19 protein-coding genes are annotated in these 17,547 nt (G+C 75.5%); 17 read left to right on the top strand and 2 right to left on the bottom strand.

Annotation, left to right across the window (positions count from 1 at the left end):
- Positions 1–131: 131 nt before the first annotated feature.
- From mihF to BM142_RS14820, 9 genes are all read left to right on the top strand, one after another.
- Positions 132–461 (top strand): integration host factor, actinobacterial type, encoded by a 330-nt coding sequence (gene mihF, locus BM142_RS14780; protein WP_092200263.1) that lies wholly within the window; start codon positions 132–134, stop codon positions 459–461.
- Positions 462–496: 35 nt separating this feature from the next.
- Positions 497–1,084, top strand: coding sequence for a guanylate kinase (gene gmk, locus BM142_RS14785; protein ID WP_092200266.1), 588 nt, complete (start codon positions 497–499; stop codon positions 1,082–1,084).
- Between the two features lie 77 nt (positions 1,085–1,161).
- The gene (gene rpoZ / locus BM142_RS14790) at positions 1,162–1,425 is read left to right on the top strand and encodes a DNA-directed RNA polymerase subunit omega (RefSeq protein ID WP_012949163.1); all 264 of its coding nucleotides are present in this window, start codon (positions 1,162–1,164) and stop codon (positions 1,423–1,425) included.
- A gap of 157 nt (positions 1,426–1,582) precedes the next feature.
- The gene (gene coaBC, locus BM142_RS14795; protein ID WP_217640728.1) at positions 1,583–2,809 is read left to right on the top strand and encodes a bifunctional phosphopantothenoylcysteine decarboxylase/phosphopantothenate--cysteine ligase CoaBC; all 1,227 of its coding nucleotides are present in this window, start codon (positions 1,583–1,585) and stop codon (positions 2,807–2,809) included.
- 106 nt (positions 2,810–2,915) lie between these two features.
- Positions 2,916–4,112, top strand: a complete 1,197-nt coding sequence (gene metK, locus BM142_RS14800) for a methionine adenosyltransferase (protein WP_092200271.1) — start codon at positions 2,916–2,918, stop codon at positions 4,110–4,112.
- A gap of 47 nt (positions 4,113–4,159) precedes the next feature.
- Positions 4,160–6,115 carry a primosomal protein N' gene (locus BM142_RS14805; protein WP_092200274.1) on the top strand — a complete coding sequence of 652 codons (1,956 nt, stop codon included), beginning with the start codon at positions 4,160–4,162 and terminating at the stop codon, positions 6,113–6,115.
- 169 nt (positions 6,116–6,284) lie between these two features.
- The gene (gene def / locus BM142_RS14810; RefSeq protein ID WP_092200478.1) at positions 6,285–6,830 is read left to right on the top strand and encodes a peptide deformylase; all 546 of its coding nucleotides are present in this window, start codon (positions 6,285–6,287) and stop codon (positions 6,828–6,830) included.
- Entirely contained in the window at positions 6,767–7,756 is a 990-nt protein-coding gene (locus tag BM142_RS14815; protein ID WP_217640729.1) for a methionyl-tRNA formyltransferase, read from the top strand. Before def ends, BM142_RS14815 begins: the two co-directional genes overlap by 64 nt.
- On the top strand, positions 7,753–9,120 hold the full coding sequence (locus BM142_RS14820; protein WP_254790970.1) for an RsmB/NOP family class I SAM-dependent RNA methyltransferase: 1,368 nt from the start codon (positions 7,753–7,755) through the stop codon (positions 9,118–9,120). The genes BM142_RS14815 and BM142_RS14820 overlap by 4 nt, the downstream gene beginning before the upstream one ends.
- Before the next feature lie 20 nt (positions 9,121–9,140).
- On the opposite strand, the gene BM142_RS14825 is transcribed toward BM142_RS14820, so the two are convergent.
- Both BM142_RS14825 and BM142_RS14830 read right to left on the bottom strand, forming a co-directional pair.
- Complete coding sequence (locus tag BM142_RS14825) at positions 9,141–9,920, bottom strand: hypothetical protein (RefSeq protein WP_139228890.1); 780 nt, start codon at positions 9,918–9,920, stop codon at positions 9,141–9,143.
- Positions 9,921–9,997: 77 nt separating this feature from the next.
- Positions 9,998–11,473: an aldehyde dehydrogenase family protein gene (locus BM142_RS14830; RefSeq protein WP_092200283.1), complete on the bottom strand. Its 1,476-nt coding sequence runs from the start codon at positions 11,471–11,473 to the stop codon at positions 9,998–10,000.
- 105 nt (positions 11,474–11,578) lie between these two features.
- Here BM142_RS14830 and rpe point away from each other — a divergent pair, with 105 nt between their 5' ends.
- The 8 genes from rpe (at position 11,579) to BM142_RS14870 (ending at position 17,523) form a co-directional block, all read left to right on the top strand.
- The gene (rpe, locus tag BM142_RS14835) at positions 11,579–12,250 is read left to right on the top strand and encodes a ribulose-phosphate 3-epimerase (protein WP_217640730.1); all 672 of its coding nucleotides are present in this window, start codon (positions 11,579–11,581) and stop codon (positions 12,248–12,250) included.
- Positions 12,247–13,308, top strand: coding sequence for a bifunctional diaminohydroxyphosphoribosylaminopyrimidine deaminase/5-amino-6-(5-phosphoribosylamino)uracil reductase RibD (gene ribD / locus BM142_RS14840; RefSeq protein ID WP_254790972.1), 1,062 nt, complete (start codon positions 12,247–12,249; stop codon positions 13,306–13,308). The genes rpe and ribD overlap by 4 nt, the downstream gene beginning before the upstream one ends.
- 1 nt (position 13,309) lies before the next feature.
- Positions 13,310–13,936 carry a riboflavin synthase gene (locus BM142_RS14845; protein WP_092200286.1) on the top strand — a complete coding sequence of 209 codons (627 nt, stop codon included), beginning with the start codon at positions 13,310–13,312 and terminating at the stop codon, positions 13,934–13,936.
- Positions 13,933–15,276, top strand: a complete 1,344-nt coding sequence (locus BM142_RS14850; protein ID WP_092200288.1) for a bifunctional 3,4-dihydroxy-2-butanone-4-phosphate synthase/GTP cyclohydrolase II — start codon at positions 13,933–13,935, stop codon at positions 15,274–15,276. The genes BM142_RS14845 and BM142_RS14850 overlap by 4 nt, the downstream gene beginning before the upstream one ends.
- On the top strand, positions 15,273–15,803 hold the full coding sequence (gene ribH, locus BM142_RS14855) for a 6,7-dimethyl-8-ribityllumazine synthase (protein ID WP_092200291.1): 531 nt from the start codon (positions 15,273–15,275) through the stop codon (positions 15,801–15,803). The genes BM142_RS14850 and ribH overlap by 4 nt, the downstream gene beginning before the upstream one ends.
- Entirely contained in the window at positions 15,803–16,066 is a 264-nt protein-coding gene (locus tag BM142_RS14860) for a phosphoribosyl-ATP diphosphatase (protein ID WP_092200294.1), read from the top strand. The genes ribH and BM142_RS14860 overlap by 1 nt, the downstream gene beginning before the upstream one ends.
- Before the next feature lie 95 nt (positions 16,067–16,161).
- The gene (gene hisG / locus BM142_RS14865) at positions 16,162–17,028 is read left to right on the top strand and encodes an ATP phosphoribosyltransferase (RefSeq protein ID WP_092200297.1); all 867 of its coding nucleotides are present in this window, start codon (positions 16,162–16,164) and stop codon (positions 17,026–17,028) included.
- 12 nt (positions 17,029–17,040) lie between these two features.
- On the top strand, positions 17,041–17,523 hold the full coding sequence (locus tag BM142_RS14870) for an SSI family serine proteinase inhibitor (protein WP_217640731.1): 483 nt from the start codon (positions 17,041–17,043) through the stop codon (positions 17,521–17,523).
- Positions 17,524–17,547 lie beyond the last annotated feature (24 nt).

The raw sequence follows: 17,547 nt of genomic DNA on the forward strand, positions 1-17,547 counted from the left end.
GGGATGCGCGTGACCAGCGGATTTGCCGGGAACTAGGTTGATCGTGAGGCTCAGAGGCGAGCCACCCCTACGACTCCCTGCGACGACTGACCGGCCGAAATCCGCGCCGGCACCGACACGATTGGGTCGCCATGCCTTTGCCAGATCTGTCCCCCGAACAACGCGCAGCGGCCCTCGAGAAGGCCGCCGCGGCCCGCAAGACCCGTGCCGAGCTGCGCGAGCGGCTCAAGAGCAAGGGCGCCACCGTCGCCGACGTCCTGAAGCAGGGCGAGACCGACGAGGTGATCGGGAAGATGCGGGTCTCGGCCGTCCTGGAGTCCCTGCCCGGAGTGGGCAAGGCCCGGGCTGCGAAGATCATGGAGCGCCTGGAGATCTCCCCGACCCGCCGCGTGCGCGGCCTGGGGGCCAACCAGCGAAAGGCGCTCGAGGCCGAGTTCGCGGACGCGAAGGTCGAGCCCTGAGGCGCCCCCGTAGCTAGACCGAGCGAGGACGGCGAGTGGTTGCAGGTGATGTGGCACGGCTGACCGTGCTGTCCGGCCCCTCCGGGGTCGGCAAGGGCACGGTCGTGGCGGAGGTCCGACGGCGGTATCCCGGCGTCTGGGTCTCGGTGTCGGCCACCACTCGCCGTCCGCGTCCGGGCGAGGTCGACGGCGTGCAGTACCACTTCGTGGACGACGCCGAGTTCGACCGGCTGATCGCCACCGACGGGCTGCTCGAGTGGGCCGAGTACGCGGGCAACCGGTACGGCACCCCGGTCGCGCCCCTCCGGGAGCGGCTCGCCGCGGGGGCGCCGGCCCTGCTGGAGATCGAGCTCCAGGGCGCGCGCCAGGTCCGGGCCCGCGATCCGCAGGCGCAGCTGGTCTTCCTGGCCCCGCCGTCGTGGGCGGAGCTGGTCAGCCGGCTGGCCGGCCGCGGCTCCGAGCCGCCCGCCGTGCAGGAGCGCCGGCTGGCCCTGGCGCAGGCGGAGCTGGACGCCGCGGGGGAGTTCGACGTGGTCGTCGTCAACGACGACGTCGCCCGCGCCGCCGACGAGTTGGTAGGCTTGCTGACTGCGCCCTCGCCCGGCCTCGTGCCGGGGGAGTAGCGCCCACGAGGAAGAGCCTCGCCGGGGTCCCGCGCCGGCGCCTTCCTCCCGCTTACGAATGAGGAGCACGCCCGCCCGTGTCCGGAGTCGCACCCGCCCCTGAGGGCATCACCAACCCGCCGATCGACGAGCTGCTCGAGCGCACCAGCAGCAAGTACGGCCTGGTCATCTTCGCCGCCAAGCGCGCGCGGCAGATCAACGCGTACTACAGCCAGCTCTCCGAGGGCCTGCTCGAGTACGTCGGCCCGCTGGTCGACACCGCGCCGCAGGAGAAGCCGCTGTCGATCGCGCTCCGCGAGATCAACGAGGGTCTGCTGACCCACACCGCCGGCGAGAACTGAAAGAGGACCCCGGTCCCCCTCATCCCCTCGCAGGCTCGGGGACGAGCCTCTGGACCGGGGCCTTGCGCCGGGTACCCACCCGCGCGAGGGAATCCGTAGTGATGAGAAGGCACCCGGCTGCTGCCGGGTGCCTTCTCGTGTTGGGAGGATGAACGGCGTGAGTTCGATCGTGCTCGGTGTCAGCGGGGGAGTGGCCGCGTACAAGGCCGCCTTCGTGCTGCGTGCGTTCACCGAGGCCGGCCACGACGTCCGCGTCGTCCCGACGCCCGGGGCCCTGCACTTCGTCGGCGCCGCCACCTTCGAGGCGCTGTCGGGCAACCCGGTGACCACCGACGTCTGGTCCGACGTCCCCGAGGTCGCGCACGTGCGGATCGGGCAGCATGCCGACCTCGTCGTGGTGGCGCCGGCGACAGCGGACCTGCTCGCCCGGGCCGCCGCGGGCCGCGCCGACGACCTGCTCACCGCCACCCTGCTGACCGCCTCCTGCCCGGTGGTCTTCGTGCCCGCCATGCACACCGAGATGTGGCTGCACCCGGCCACGCAGGACAACGTGGCCACCCTCCGCCGTCGCGGCGCGGTCGTGCTGCCGCCTGCCGTGGGCCGGCTGACCGGGCCCGACTCGGGACCCGGCCGGCTGCCGGAACCGGCCGACATCGCCGCGCTGGCCATGGTCGTCCTCGAGCACGGCGCCGGGGCGCTCGCGCCCGATCTCACCGGACGGCGGGTGGTGATCAGCGCCGGCGGCACCCGTGAGCCCCTGGACCCCGTCCGGTACCTGGGCAACCGGTCCTCGGGCCGGCAGGGCTGGGCGCTCGCCCGGCTCGCCGCCGCACGGGGCGCCGACGTGGTCCTGGTGGCGGCCAACGTCGAGGCCGCCGCGCCGTTCGGCGTCCGCGTCGTCGCGGTGGGCACGGCCGACGAGCTGCGCACCGCGATGCACGCCGAGGCCGCGAACGCCGACGTCGTCGTCATGAGCGCGGCGGTGGCCGACTTCCGGCCGTCGGCCGTCGCGGGCAGCAAGCTGAAGAAGGGCTCCGCGGGCGAGCCGGACTCGGTCGCCCTGGTGCGCAACCCCGACGTCCTCGCCGAGCTCGTGGGCAGCCGGGCGGCCGGGCAGCTGGTCGTCGGGTTCGCCGCCGAGACCGGGGACGCCGACGCCGACGTGCTCACCCATGCCCGGGCCAAGCTCGCGCGGAAGGGCTGCGACCTGCTGGTGGTCAACGACGTCTCGGCCGGCCAGGTGTTCGGCCAGGCGGACAACACCGTCGTGGTGCTGGCCCCCGACGGCTCGGCCACGGAGCTGCCGCACGGCAGCAAGGACGCGGTCGCGGCCGGCATCTGGAGCACCGTGGCCGACCGGCTCCCGGCGGCCGCGCAGAGCTGAGGAGCCCTCGGGGGGTGCGCGGGCAGGGATGCGCAGCCGGTAGCGTTCCGCCCGGGCCGTGCTCCGATCGGCCCGACGACTTGTCCACCACGTTAGGGAGTGCCGCGTGCCGCGCCGTCTCTTCACCTCCGAGTCGGTCACCGAGGGCCACCCGGACAAGATCGCCGACCAGATCAGCGACTCGATCCTGGACGCGATGCTGGCCCAGGACCCGGCCAGCCGGGTCGCCGTCGAGACCATGATCACCACCGGTCAGGTGCACATCGCCGGTGAGGTGACGACCGGTGGCTACGTCGACATCGCCTCGATCGTCCGCGACACCGTGCTCCGGATCGGCTACGACTCCTCGCGCAAGGGCTTCGACGGAGCCTCCTGCGGCGTCAGCGTCTCCATCGGCGCGCAGTCGCCCGACATCGCCCAGGGCGTGGACACCGGCTACGAGGCGCGCACCTCCGGCACGAGCGACGACGCGATCGAGCGGCAGGGCGCCGGGGACCAGGGCCTGATGTTCGGCTACGCCACCGACGAGACCCCCGAGCTCATGCCGCTGCCGATCGCCCTGGCCCACCGCCTCGCGCGCCGGCTGTCGACGGTCCGCAAGGACGGTTCGGTGCCCTACCTGCGCCCCGACGGCAAGACCCAGGTCACGGTCGTCTACGAGGACGACCAGCCGGTCGCCGTCGACACGGTGGTCGTCTCCTCCCAGCACGCCGAGGACATCTCGATCGAGCAGCTGCTCGCCCCCGACATCCAGGAGCTCGTCGTCGAGCCGGAGCTGGCCGCCCTCGGCCTGCCCACCACCGGGTACCGGCTCCTGGTGAACCCGACCGGCAAGTTCGTCATCGGTGGCCCCATGGGGGACGCGGGGCTGACCGGCCGGAAGATCATCGTCGACACCTACGGCGGCATGGCCCGTCACGGCGGGGGCGCCTTCTCGGGCAAGGACCCCTCGAAGGTCGACCGCTCGGGCGCGTACGCCATGCGCTGGGTGGCGAAGAACGTCGTCGCCGCCGGGCTGGCCCGCCGCTGCGAGGTGCAGGTCGCCTACGCGATCGGTGCCGCGCACCCGGTGGGGCTGTTCGTGGAGACGTTCGGCACCGGCACCGTGCCGGAGGACGCCCTCGAGAAGGCGATCAGCGCCGTCTTCGACCTGCGCCCGGGTGCGATCGTCCGCGACCTGGACCTGCTGCGGCCGATCTACGCGCAGACGGCCGCCTACGGGCACTTCGGCCGGACCGACGTCGACCTGCCGTGGGAGCGCCTGGACCGGGTCGACGCACTCCGCGCCGCCGTGGGCGCCTAGTTCCGCTGGACGCCCCCGTTCCACCCGACGACCCGGGCCGCCCGCTGGTGGCCCGGGTCGTCGTCGACGTGCCGCTGGCGCACCTGGACCGGCCCTTCGACTACGCCGTCCCGGAGAAGCTCGCCGGCACCGTGCAGGCCGGCTGCCGGGTCCGGGTGCGGTTCCACGGCCGGCTGGTCGACGGCGTCGTCTGGGAGCTGGGGGACACCACCGACTTCCCCGGCTCCCTGCAGCCGCTGTCCCACGTCCCCTCCGGCGAGCCGGTGCTGACCCCCCAGGTCGCGCGGCTGGTCCGGACCGTCGCCGACCGCTACGCGGGGACGGCCACCGACGTGCTCCGGCTCGCCCTCCCACCGCGCCGCGGCGCCGCGGAGAAGCGGCCGACGCCCACCCCGGACGCCCTTCCCGGCCCGCCGGATCCCGCCGGCTTCGCCCGCTACCGGGCGGGGCCGGCCCTGCTGGACGCGCTGGCCGACGGCCATCCGGCCCGGGCGGTCTGGACCGCGCTGCCCGGCGGGGACTGGCCGGCCCGGCTGGTCGAGCTGTGCCGGGCCGCGCTGTCGGGCCGGCGGGGGGCGCTGGTCGTCGTCCCGGACGGCAAGGACCTGGACCGGCTCGCCGCCGCGGCCGAGGGGCTGCTGCCGGAGCACTCCTGGACCGTGCTGCGGGCCGACGACTCGCCCGAGAAGCGCTACCGGCGGTTCCTGGCGGCCTCGCGCGGCGCGGCCCAGGTGGTGCTCGGCACCCGGGCGGCGATGTTCGCCCCCGTCCGCGACCTCGGGCTCGTCGTGGTCTGGGACGACGGCGACGACCTGCACGCCGACGAGCGCGCGCCCTATCCGCACGCGCGCGACGTCCTCGTCCAGCGGGCCTGGCTGGACAACTGCGCCGCCGTCGTCGCGGGCACGTCGCGCACCGCGGAGGCCGCGCTGCTGGTGCAGTCGGGCTGGGCGCACGAGCTGGTGGCCGAGCGCGCCGTCCTCCGCGCGGCCGCCCCCCGCGTGCAGGCGCTCGGCGAGGACGCCGAGCTGGCCCGCGACCCGGCCGCACGGTCGGCCCGGCTGCCGTCGCTGGCCCACGAGGTGGCCCGCCGGGCGCTGGCCGCGGACGCCCCGGTGCTGGTGCAGGTGCCCCGGCGCGGCTACGTGCCCTCCCTGGCGTGCGCACGCTGCCGGGCGCCGGCACGGTGCGCGCACTGCGCCGGTCCGCTCGGGATCTCGCCGCGGCCGGGCCCGGGCGGGACGCGGATCCCGGCCTGCCGGTGGTGCGCCCGTCCCGCGGCCACCTTCGACTGCCCGCACTGCCACGGCACGAAGCTGCGGGCGTCGGTGGTCGGGGAGTCGCGGACGGCCGAGGAGCTGGCCCGGGCCTTCCCCGGCGCCACGGTCCGCACGTCCGGCAGCACGTCGGGGGTCCTGGCCACGGTGCCGGGCGGACCGGCGCTCGTCGTCGCGACGCCGGGCGCCGAGCCGGTCGCCGAGGGTGGCTACGGCGCCGCGCTGCTGCTCGACTCGTGGGCGCTGCTGGGCCGCGCCGACCTGCGCGCGGGCGAGGAGACCCTGCGTCGCTGGATGAACGCGGCGACGCTGGTCCGCCCGGCCTCCGCCGGTGGCCGCGTGATCGTCGCGGCCGACGCCGCGCACCCCGTCGTCCAGGCGCTGGTGCGCTGGGACCCGGGCTGGCTCGCCGACCGCGAGCTCGCCGACCGCGGCGAACTGGGCTTCCCGCCGGTCACCCGCATCGCGTCGGTGGCCGGTTCCCAGGCGGCCCTGGGCGAGTTCCTCGACGCGCTGCGGCTGCCGGCCGACGCCGACCTGCTGGGGCCGGTGCCCGAGCGGCCCCGTCCGGGCCAGGAGGGGGAGCGGGAGCGCTACCTGGTCCGGGTGCCCCGCAGCGAGGGCGGTGCCCTGGCCCACGCGCTGGCCGAGGTGCAGGGCGTGCGCAGCGCGAAGAAGTCGCAGGAACACGTGCGAGTCCAGCTCGACCCGCTCGACCTCGTGTAGCCCGGCGGAGCCGCCGCGCGCCCGGTCATCGTGCCCGGGGGGGTGCAGGCCGAAAGGGCAGTCGTGGTCGCCCCCGCCGGCGAGTCGACGCGTGTCGGCGACCACAACTGCCTTCTCGGCCTGCGACGGGGGACGACGACGCCGAGCAGGCCACGCCTACGATCGTCCGGTGAGCGTGACCCCCATCCGGTTGTTCGGCGACCCGGTGCTGACCACCCCCGCCGCGCCGGTGGTCGACTTCGACGCCGAGCTGCGGCAGCTCGTCGACGACCTGACCGAGACCATGCACGCGGCCGGGGGCGCCGGGCTGGCCGCCCCGCAGATCGGTGTCGGCCTGCGGGTGTTCACCTGGTACGTCGACGGTGAGGTCGGGCACCTGGTCAACCCGGACGTCTCGCCGGTCGGCGCGGAGACCGAGGAGGGCCCCGAGGGCTGCCTGTCCATCCCCGGTTTCCGCTGGGACTGCCGCCGCCACCTGCACGTGGTGGCCAGCGGCTGGAACGTGCACGGCGACCCGGTGCGCGTGGAGGGCTCGGAGCTGCTGGCCCGCGCCATCCAGCACGAGACCGACCACCTCGACGGCGTGCTGTTCGTCGACCGGCTCGACCCCGACGCCCGGGCGGCGGCGCTGGCCGAGCTGGCGGCCGCGGAATGGGCCGGTGCCGCCGCGTACCTGCCCAGCCCGCCGCCGGTCGTGAAGGTGAGCCCGCACTGAGGCTCCTGTTCGCCGGTACGCCGGCGCCCGCCGTCCCGTCGCTGGAGGCGCTGCTGGCCTCCGGGCACGAGGTCGCCGCCGTCCTCACCCGTCCCGACGCCCGCTCGGGGCGGGGGCGCCGGGTGAGCCGCTCGCCGGTGGCCGAGACCGCGGACGCGGCCGGGCTGCCGGTCCTGCAGCCCCGGTCGCCCCGCGAGCCGGAGTTCCTCGAGCAGCTGGCCGGGCTGGCCGTCGACTGCGTCCCGGTGGTGGCCTACGGCGCGCTCGTGCCGCCGGCCGCGCTCGGCGTCCCGGAGCACGGCTGGGTCAACCTGCACTTCTCGCTGCTGCCGGCCTGGCGCGGCGCCGCGCCCGTGCAGCACGCGATCATGGCCGGCGACGAGATCACCGGTGCCTCGACGTTCCGGCTGGAGGCGGGCCTGGACACCGGGCCGGTCTACGGCACCGTCACCGAGCCGATCGGCCCGCGGGACACCGCCGGCGACCTGCTCGGCCGGCTGGCGATCAGCGGTGCCCTCCTGCTGGTGGCCACGCTCGACGGCATCGCGGCGGGCACGCTGGTCGCCGAACCGCAGCCCGCCGAGGGGATCAGCCTGGCACCCAAGCTGGAAGCGGCCGACGCGCAGGTGGACTGGTCCCTGCCGGCGCACGTGGTGGACCGGCGCGTCCGCGGGGTCACCCCGGTGCCCGGTGCGTGGACGACGTGGCGCGGGGACCGGCTCCGGCTCGGCCCGGTGGTCCCGGTCGCCGAGCGGTCCGACCTCGCTGCCGGTGAGCTGTCGGCCGGCCCGGACGGCGTCCTCGTCGGCACCGGCCGCGGCGCGGTGCGGCTGGGCGACGTCCAGCCCGCGGGCAAGCGGATGCTCCCGGCCGCCGACTGGGCGCGCGGCGCGCGCCCGGCCCCCGGCGAGCGGGTGGGTCCGTGACCCCGCCGAAGCGGCGCCATCCGGCCGCCCGACGACGCAACCTGGACGGTGCCCGGCTGACCGCCTTCGACGTGCTCGACGGCGTCTCCTCGCGGGCCGCCTACGCCAACCTCCTGCTGCCGCAGCTGCTGCGGGAACGACCCGAGCTCGACGAGCGGGACGCCGCCTTCGCCACCCAGCTGGCGTACGGGGCGCTGCGCGCGCAGGGCGCCCTGGACGCGATCCTGGCCGGGCTGGTGTCCCGCCCGCTCGGCGAGCTCGACCCGAGAGTGCTGGACCTGCTGCGGCTGGGGACCTACCAGCTCATCGACCTGCGGGTGCCTGCGCACGCCGCCGTCGACACCACCGTGGACCTGACCCGGGCCATCGTCGGCACGGGCGCGTCCGGGCTGGTCAACGCGGTGCTGCGCAAGGTCGCGGCGGGTGGGGCCCGGGAGCAGTGGCTCGACGCCCTCGGTGGGGACGACGCCCGGCGGCTGGCGCTGGCCACGAACCACCCCGCCTGGATCGTGGACGCCTGGCGCGACGCGCTCGGCGGCGACGCGGAGCTCGAGCCGGCGCTGCTGGCCGACGACGCGGCACCGGAGGTGCACCTGGTGGCCCGGCGCATGGCGCGCGACGAGCTGGCGGCAGAGTCCGGCGGCGAGGCGGGGCCGTGGTCCCCGTACGCGGTGCGCCTGCACGGCGGCGACCCGGGGCGGCTGGCCTCGGTGCGCTCGGGCGCCGCCGCGGTGCAGGACGAGGGCAGCCAGCTCGCCGGGCTGCTGCTCGCCCGCGCACCGCTCGAGGGCAGGGACGAGGCGTGGCTGGACGTCTGCGCCGGCCCCGGGGGGAAGGCCGGTCTGCTGGCCGCCGTCCGGCCCGCCGGCGTGCGGCTGACCGCCGCGGACCGGGCGACGCACCGGGCGGAGCTGGTCCGCGCCGCGCTGCGGGACGCGGCCGACGTCGAGGTGCTGACCGCTGACGGGCGCGAGCCGCCGTGGGCGCCCGGCTCGTTCGACCGGGTGCTGCTCGACGCCCCGTGCACGGGGCTGGGCGCTCTCCGGCGGCGGCCCGAGGTCCGCTGGCGGCGGACGCCCGAGGACGTCGCCCCGCTGGTGGAGCTGCAGCTGGAGCTGCTGGCCGCGGCGCTCGCGGCGGTCCGCCCCGGGGGAGTGGTCGCCTACGTGACCTGCTCCCCGCACACCGAGGAGACCGTCGGCGTGGTCGACGTGGCGGCGGCCCGGGACGACGTCGAGGTCCTGCCCGTGGCTCCGCTGTTCCCCGAGGTGCCGGGGCTGGCGCGCGGGCGGTACGGCCAGCTCTGGCCGCACCGGCACGGCACCGACGCGATGTTCATGGCGCTGCTCCGCCGCACGAGCTAGGGGGCGGCCGGCCCGCCCGCTCAGGCCGCGAGGGTCAGCACGACGACGACCAGGACGTAGGCGGCCAGCAGGCCGAGCAGCCGGCGGCCGCCGAGCCAGGGCTCCCACCACGGGATCGGTGGCCCGGCCCGGGGCGGGCCGGGCGGATCCGCCGCCCAGCGGGATGCGGCGGCGACCTGCCGGTGGTGCCACCCGGCGAGAACGGCGTAGGCCACGACGAGTACGACCGCTGCCGGCAGCGCGCGGGCGCCGTCCCAGTCGGCCTGCACCAGCACCGACAGCGGCAGCAGGGGCAGCGCCCGGCCCGTCCACCGGAGCCGCAGCGACCGGCGGGCGAGCACGTCGACCCGCGCGCGCAGGCCGGGCCCGGGATCGACGTGTGCGCGCAGCGCGTGCTGCACCCGTACGGCGGTGTCCCGGAGCGCCCGCAGCACGGGGACGGTCGCGGCGGCCAACGGAGCCGCCAGGACCAGTCCCACGACGGCGAGCAGCAGCGACCGTGCCGCCGCACCGTGGAGGCCGGCGTAGTCGCCGGTCAGCAGCACCCGGCACGCACCCAGGACGACCACCAGCGCGGGGAGCAGGAGCCCGGTCACCCGACCGCGGCGCTCCACCTCCACCCAGTCGACGTCCGCGCCGTCGGCGACCGCCGGGGCGGGGTACGCCGCACCGCCGACGTCCTGCGCCCGGTTGCCGGCCACGACCACCCGACGGACGCCGGCCGTCCCCTCACCCTCGGTGATCTGATCGCCCGACGGCCAGGTCGGACGTCGATCGGACGGGGACGGACGGGCCTGCACGGTCACCGACCGTAGGGGGCGGGAGCCGGTGCCCGCGCCTCGTGCACCCGCCCGGGTGAACGGACGGGCGCCGACGATCAGAAGGGGAACGCCCGGCGGGTGTGCTGGACGCTGACCCAGTGGTCGCTGGTGAACTCGTCGATCGCCCACTCGCCCCCGAAACGGCCCAGACCCGACTCCTTCTCCCCGCCGAACGCGGTGTTGTTCTCGTCGTTGAGCGGGGAGTCGTTGACGTGCGTCATCCCGGCCTCGACCCGCAGCGCGAAACGGACACCTCGCTCGGTGTCGCGGGTGAAGACGGCGCTGGAGAGCCCGTACTCGGTGTCGTTGGCGATCGCGAGGGCGTCGTCCTCGCCGCGCGCCCGGATGATGGTGGCCACCGGGCCGAAGACCTCCTCGCGGGCGGTCGTGACGTCGTTGGTGCCCAGCAGCACGTGCGGCGGCAGCACCGAGCCGATCGGTCCGGTCGGGTCGCCCCCGAGGACCTGCTGCGCCCCGTCGGCCAGGGACCGGGAGACCTTGTCCTGGATGCCCTCGAGCTGCTTCGCGTTGATGATCGGCCCGATCACGGTGTCCTGCTCGGACGGGTCGCCGGCCTTGAGGCCGCGCACCTTCGCCACGTACCGCTCGACGAACTCGTCGTGCACCGCGTCGTCGACGACGATCCGGTTGGTGATCATGCAGACCTGGCCCTGGTGGAAGAACTTCCCGAACGTCGCGGCGTCGACGGCGTACTCCAGGTCGGCGTCGTCCAGGACCACGAGCGGCCCGTTGCCGCCCAGCTCCAGGGAGAGCTTCTTCAGGCCGGCCTTCTCCGCGATGCCCTTGCCGACCGGGGTGGACCCGGTGAAGGACACGACGCGCGGCGTGGGGTGGGAGACGATCGCGTCGCCGATGTCGCTGCCGGAGCCGATGACGACCGACAGCAGCCCCTCGGGCAGCCCGGCCTCCTCGTAGACCTTGGCGAGCAGCAGCCCGCCGGTCACCGGCGTGTCCCCGGCCGGCTTGAGGACGACGGCGTTGCCCAGCGCCAGCGCCGGCGCGACCGAGCGGTTGGACAGGTGCATGGGGACGTTCCACGGGCTGATGACGGCGACGACGCCCACCGGCCGCTTGTAGACCCGGCTCTCCTTGCCCTCGACGTCGGCCGGGAGGATCCGGCCCTCCATCCGGTACGGGTAGGAGGCGGCCTCGTGGAAGTCGCGCAGGGTGATCGCGTACTCGAACTCCGCGGCGGGTGCGGCGGCGCCGCTCTCCCGGACGTGCCAGTCCACGATCTCGTCCTTGCGGGCCACCATGATGTCGGCGGCGCGGCGCATCACGTCCGCGCGCCCGCTGGGCAGCCGGGCGAACCACTCCCGCTGCGCCTCCGTGGCCCGGGCATAGGCCTCGTCGAGGTCGTCGGCGTCCGCGAGGGGGATCTCGGTGAGCGTCTCGCCGGTGTAGGGGTCGGTGTCGGTGGCGGTCTTCCCGGAGCGCCCGGCACGCCAGGTGCCGGCGATGGGCATGCGGTCGAAGCCGTCGTAGCGGGGCGGGGGAGTGTCGGAAGCCATGGGTTGCGCCCTACCCGGTCGTCTGCGGCGAACACGTCCCCCGCCGGGGTGCCGACCGGGCTCCTGCCGGGCCGATGCACGGTGCCGCCCACCTACGATGCAGCCGTGCCCCGGGAACCGATGATCGCGCCCAGCCTGCTGTCGGCGGACTTCGCCCGGCTCGGCGAGGAGGCCCGGCGGGTGGCCGACGCCGACTGGCTGCACTTCGACGTCATGGACGGGCACTTCGTGCCGAACCTGACCTTCGGCCTCCCGGTGATGGCGGCGGTCCAGGCGGTCAGCCCGGTGCCGCTGGACTGCCACCTGATGATCGAGGAGCCCGGGCGCTGGGCGCCGGGCTACGCCGAGGCCGGCGCGCGCAACGTCACGGTGCACGCCGAGGCGTGCACCGATCCCCGGGCCGTGGCCCGCGACATCCGGGCGGCCGGTGCCCTGGCGGGCCTGGCGATCAAGCCGGGCACCCCCCTGGAGGGCTACCGGGACGTCCTGCGGGACTTCGACACCCTGCTGGTCATGAGCGTCGAGCCGGGGTTCGGCGGCCAGTCCTTCATCCCCGACGTCCTGGACAAGGTCCGGACGGCGCGGCGGCTCGTCGACGCCGGCGAGCTGACCCTGATCGTCGAGATCGACGGTGGCATCAACGCCGACACCATCGAGCAGGCCGCCGAGGCCGGCGTCGACATGTTCGTCGCCGGGTCGGCCGTGTACGGCGCCGACGACCCCGGGAAGGCGATCGCCGCCCTGCGCGACCGGGCCGCGGCGGCGATGCGCGGGTGAGCGTTCCCGCGGCCGAGCTGCGGGCCATGCTCCGGGCACGCGAGCTCGGTGCCTCCGTCCTCGGCACGACCAGCCCCAACCCGGCGGTGGGTGCGGTGGTCCTCGCCGCCGACGGCACGCCGGTGGGTGAGGGCGCCACGGCCCCGCCCGGCGGTCCGCACGCGGAGGTCGCCGCCCTCGCCCGGGCCGGCGAGCGCGCCCGCGGGGGCACCGCCGTCGTCACCCTGGAGCCTTGCGCGCACACCGGCCGCACCGGCCCCTGCGCGGACGCGCTGATCGCGGCCGGCGTCGCCCGCGTGGTGGTGGCCGTCCCCGAGCCGACCGAGCTGGCCGGAGGGGGCGCGGACCGGCTGCGTGCCGCCGGGATCGACGTCGAGCTCGGCGTCGATCGGGACGCCGCCGAGGAGGGCGCGCTCGCGGCCTGGCTCACCGGCGTGCGCGAGCAGCGGCCCTTCGTGGTGTGGAAGGTCGCGGCGACCCTCGACGGCCGGGTCGCCGCCGCCGACGGCACCAGCCGGTGGATCACCGGCGAGCGGGCGCGGGCCGCGGTGCACCGGCTGCGGGCCACCTGCGACGCCGTCGTCGTCGGGTCCGGCACGGCCCTCGCCGACGACCCGCAGCTCACCGTCCGCGACGCCGCGGGCGCGGCCACCGGCCGGCAGCCGCTGCGGGTGGTCGTCGACCGCCGGGGCCGCGTCCCCGCCGCCGCCCGGGTGCGCGACGACGCCGCGCCGACCCTGGTCAGCCGTGCCGGCACCCCGGCCGAGCTGCTGGCCGAGCTCTACGCCCGCGACGTCCGCCGGGTGCTGCTGGAGGGCGGCCCCACGCTCGCCGCGGAGTTCCTGCGCGCGGAGCTGGTGGACGAGGTGCTGGTGCACCTGGCGCCGGTCGTCCTGGGCGCGGGGCCGTCCCTGGTGGGCGACCTGGGAATTCCCACGATGGCCGACGCGCTGTCCCTGCGGATCGTCGATTCCATCCCGCTGGACGGGGACCTGCAGATCCGGCTGCGGCCCACCCGGCACACTGGTGGCGACCAGCACGCCGGCGGAGGGAGTTGAGGTGTTCACCGGGATCGTGGAAGAGGTGGGCACCCTCGTCGTCCGCGAGGAGCGGTCGGACTCGGCGGTGCTGCGGATCCGGGCGTCCCGCGTGCTCGAGGGAGTCGCGCTCGGCGACTCGATCGCGGTCGACGGCGTCTGCCTCACCGTGACCGCCGTCGACGGCGACGTCTGGAGCACCGACGTCATGGCCGAGACCCTCTCCCGCAGCAGCCTCGGCGGCGCGGGAGCCGGGCAGCCGGTCAACCTCGAGCGCGCCGTCACCCCGCACACGCGGCTCGGCGGGCACCTGATGCAGGGCCACGTCGACGGTGTCGGCCGCGTCCTGGCGCGCAGCGCGGGGGAGCAGTGGGAGGTCGTGCGGATCGCGCTGCCCCCCGGCCTGGCCCGCTACGTCGTGGAGAAGGGCTCGATCGCCGTCGACGGGGTCTCCCTCACGGTCAGCGCGGTCAGCGCCGTCCCGGAGCCGGACGCCCACCCCGACGCCGAGGCATGGTTCGAGGTCAGCCTCATCCCCACCACCCTCCGCGAGACCACGCTCGGTGGGCGCGCCCCGGGGGAGCCCGTCAACCTGGAGGTCGACGTGATCGCGAAGTACGTGGAACGCCTGCTGGGGGACCGGCGATGAGCGAGAGCCCCCTGACGCGGCTGGACACCATCGAGACCGCCATCGCCGCGATCAAGAGCGGCCGCCCCGTCGTGGTCATCGACGACGAGGACCGCGAGAACGAGGGCGACCTGATCTTCGCCTCCGAGCTCGCCACCCCCGAGCTCGTGGCGTTCATGGTCCGGTACACCTCGGGATACGTCTGCGTGGCCGTGACCGAGGCCGACGCCGACCGGCTGGACCTGCCGCCGATGTTCCGGGTCAACCAGGACCGGCACGGCACCGCCTACACGGTCACCGTCGACGCCCGCGAGGGCATCACGACGGGGATCTCCGCCGCCGACCGCGCGACCACCGTCCGCACCCTCGCGGCGGCGGACACCACCGCGCAGGACCTGAGCCGCCCCGGCCACGTCGTGCCGCTGCGCGCCAAGGACGGCGGCGTGCTGCGCCGGCCCGGGCACACCGAGGCGGCCGTCGACCTGGCGGTGCTCGCCGGGCTGCGGCCCTCCGGTGTGCTGTGCGAGATCGTGAGCGAGAAGGACCCGACCGGCATGGCCCGGGGTGAGGAGCTGCGGGTCTTCGCCGACGAGCACGACCTGGTGATGGTCTCCATCGCCGACCTCATCGCCTACCGGAAGCGCTTCGACAAGCTGGTCGAGCGGGTCGCCGAGGCCACCGTGCCGCTCGCGCCGGGAACGTTCACCGCCGTCGGCTACTCCAGCTCCTACGACGACCGCGAGCACGTCGCCTTCGTGTACGGCGACATCGGCGACGGCGAGGACGTGCTGGTCCGCGTGCACTCCGAGTGCCTCACCGGCGACGTGTTCGGCTCGCTGCGCTGCGACTGCGGCCCCCAGCTGCAGGCCGCGCTGGCGGCGGTGGCCCGGGAGGGGCGCGGCGTGGTGCTCTACATCCGCGGCCACGAGGGCCGGGGGATCGGCCTCCTGCACAAGCTGCAGGCCTACCAGCTGCAGGACCTGGGCGTGGACACCGTCGACGCCAACCTCGACCTCGGCCTGCCCGCCGACGCCCGCGACTACGGCACCGGCGCGCAGATCCTCGTCGACCTGGGGGTGCGCACGATGCGGCTGCTCACCAACAACCCGGCCAAGCGCGCCGGGCTGGAGGGCTACGGGCTGAGCATCCTGGTCCGGGTGTCCCTGCCCAGCCACGTCACCGCCGAGAACCTGGCCTACCTGCGCACCAAGCGCGACCGGATGGGCCACCTGCTCGACATCATCGAGCCGTCGGCGCAGCCGGGCGCCGTGGCGGGACCGGCCGACGACCCCGGCGAGCCGGCGCACGCCGACCCGATCCCGGACAACGTCCCCCTCCGCGTCGACGAGCAGCCCTCATGAGCGGGAGTGGAGCTCCCGCGGTGGAGGCCGTCGACGCCGCCGGGCTGACCCTCGGCATCGTGGCCACCACCTGGCACGCCGAGATCACCGACCAGCTGCTGGCACGGGCCGTCGCGGCGGCCGCGGCCAGCGGCGTGCCCGAGCCGACGGTGGTCCGCGCGCCCGGCGCCGTCGAGCTGCCCGTCGTCGCGCAGGCGCTGGCCGAACGGCACGACGCCGTCGTCGCCCTGGGGGTCGTCATCCGCGGGGGGACGCCGCACTTCGAGTACGTCTGCGACGCCGTCACCGCCGGGCTCACCCGGGTCGCACTCGACGCCGGCCGGCCGGTCGGCAACGGCGTCCTCACCTGCGACACCGAGGACCAGGCACGGGACCGGGCGGGGCTGCCCGGCTCGGCCGAGGACAAGGGCTGGGAGGCCACCATCGCCGCGCTCGCCACGGCACTGACCCTGCGCACGCTGCGCATCCCGGCGCGGGCGACCGGCTTCGCCGCCTCGCCCACCGGCGTCCTGCGGGACGGCCGGTGATGAAGACCTTCGACGAGCTGTTCGCCGAGCTGTCGGCCAAGGTCGCCGCCGCCGACCCGGCGTCGGGCACCGTGCAGGCGGTGCGCGACGGAGTGCACGCGGCCGGCAAGAAGGTCGTCGAGGAGGCGTCGGAGTCCTGGATGGCCGCCGAGCACGAGACCGACGAGCGGACCGCCGAGGAGATCAGCCAGCTCCTCTACCGGGTGCAGGTGCTCATGCTGACCCGGGGCCTGACCCTGGACGACGTCTACGCTCACCTCTGAGAAGTCGAAGGACCCCGCTGCCCCCCACGGCTCGCAAGCTCGCCGCGGGCCCCTGCACCGGGGCCGTTCCATCACGTCACCGAGGAGTTCCTCCAGTGCTGCGCATCGCCGTGCCCAACAAGGGGGTCCTGAGCGAGCCCGCTGCGGAGATGCTCGCCGAGAGCGGTTACCGGCAGCGGCGCAGCACCAAGGACCTCGCCGTCTACGACCCGGACAACGACACCGAGTTCTTCTACCTCCGGCCGCGCGACATCGCCGTCTACGTCGCCGCCGGGACGCTGGACGTGGGCATCACCGGACGCGACATGCTCCTGGAGACCGCGCCGGACGCCGGCGAGGGGCCGGCCGCGGTCGAGGTGATGCCGCTGGGGTTCGGCCGGTCCTCCTTCCGCTTCGCCGCGCCCGTGGAGTCCGGGATCGAGCGGGTGGACCAGCTCGCCGGCAAGCGGATCGCGACCGCCTACCCGGTGCTCCTCCAGCGCTTCCTCGAGGAGTCGGGGATCAAGGCCGACGTGGTCAAGCTCGACGGCGCGGTGGAGACCGCGTGCCGCCTCGGTGTGGCCGACGCGGTCTGCGACGTCGTCGAGACGGGGACGACGCTGCGCGCCGCCGGCCTGCACATCATCGGTGAGCCGGTCCTCACCAGCGAGGCCGTCCTGGTCCGGCGCGAGGGGGCCGAGGAGATCCCGGCCGTCGCCCAGCTGCGCCGCCGGCTCAAGGGTGTGCTCGTGGCCCGCCAGTACGTGATGCTCGACTACGACTGCCCGGACGAGATCCTGGCCGAGGCCACCGCCATCACGCCCGGGATCGAGGGGCCCACGGTCAGCCCCCTGCAGCGGGCCGGGTGGTCGGCGGTGCGCGCCATGGTGGCGCAGTCGGACACCAACCGCGTCATGGACGAGCTCTGGGAGCTCGGCGCCCGCGCGATCCTGGTCACGAGCATCCACGCCTCCCGCGTCTGAGGCGCAGCCGCCGTGCCTGCCGCCGCCCGACCGTTCGCCGTCCTCGCCGTCCTCGCGACGCTGGCCCTGCTGGCCGGCTGCGCCGACGGGCCGGCCGACGACCCGACCGCGGCGACCGGGTCCCCGTCCGCCGGGCCCACCGACGACGCCGCGGCGGGCGGCGGCATCCGGCAGGCCGACAACGACCTGCAGCTGACCGTCGACCCGGGCGACGGCGCGCCCCCGGAGGAGTGGACGCTCACCTGCGTGGGGTTCGTGGAGGGCAGCCATCCCGAGGCGGAGGCCGCCTGCGAGCACCTGCGCGCGATGGACGAGCCCTTCGAACCGCTGCCGGAGGACGTCGTCTGCACGGAGCAGTACGGCGGCCCCCAGACCGCGCACGTGACCGGCCGCTGGGGCGGGGAGCCGGTCGACCTGCAGCTGTCCCGCACGAACGGCTGCCGGATCTCCCAGTGGGACAGCCTCGGGCCGCTGCTGCCCATCCCGGTGGGCTGACGAAGGACCACCCTTCCCCCCACG

The organism is Blastococcus tunisiensis, from assembly GCF_900112815.1.
Classification (GTDB): Bacteria; Actinomycetota; Actinomycetes; order Mycobacteriales; family Geodermatophilaceae; genus Blastococcus_B; species Blastococcus_B tunisiensis.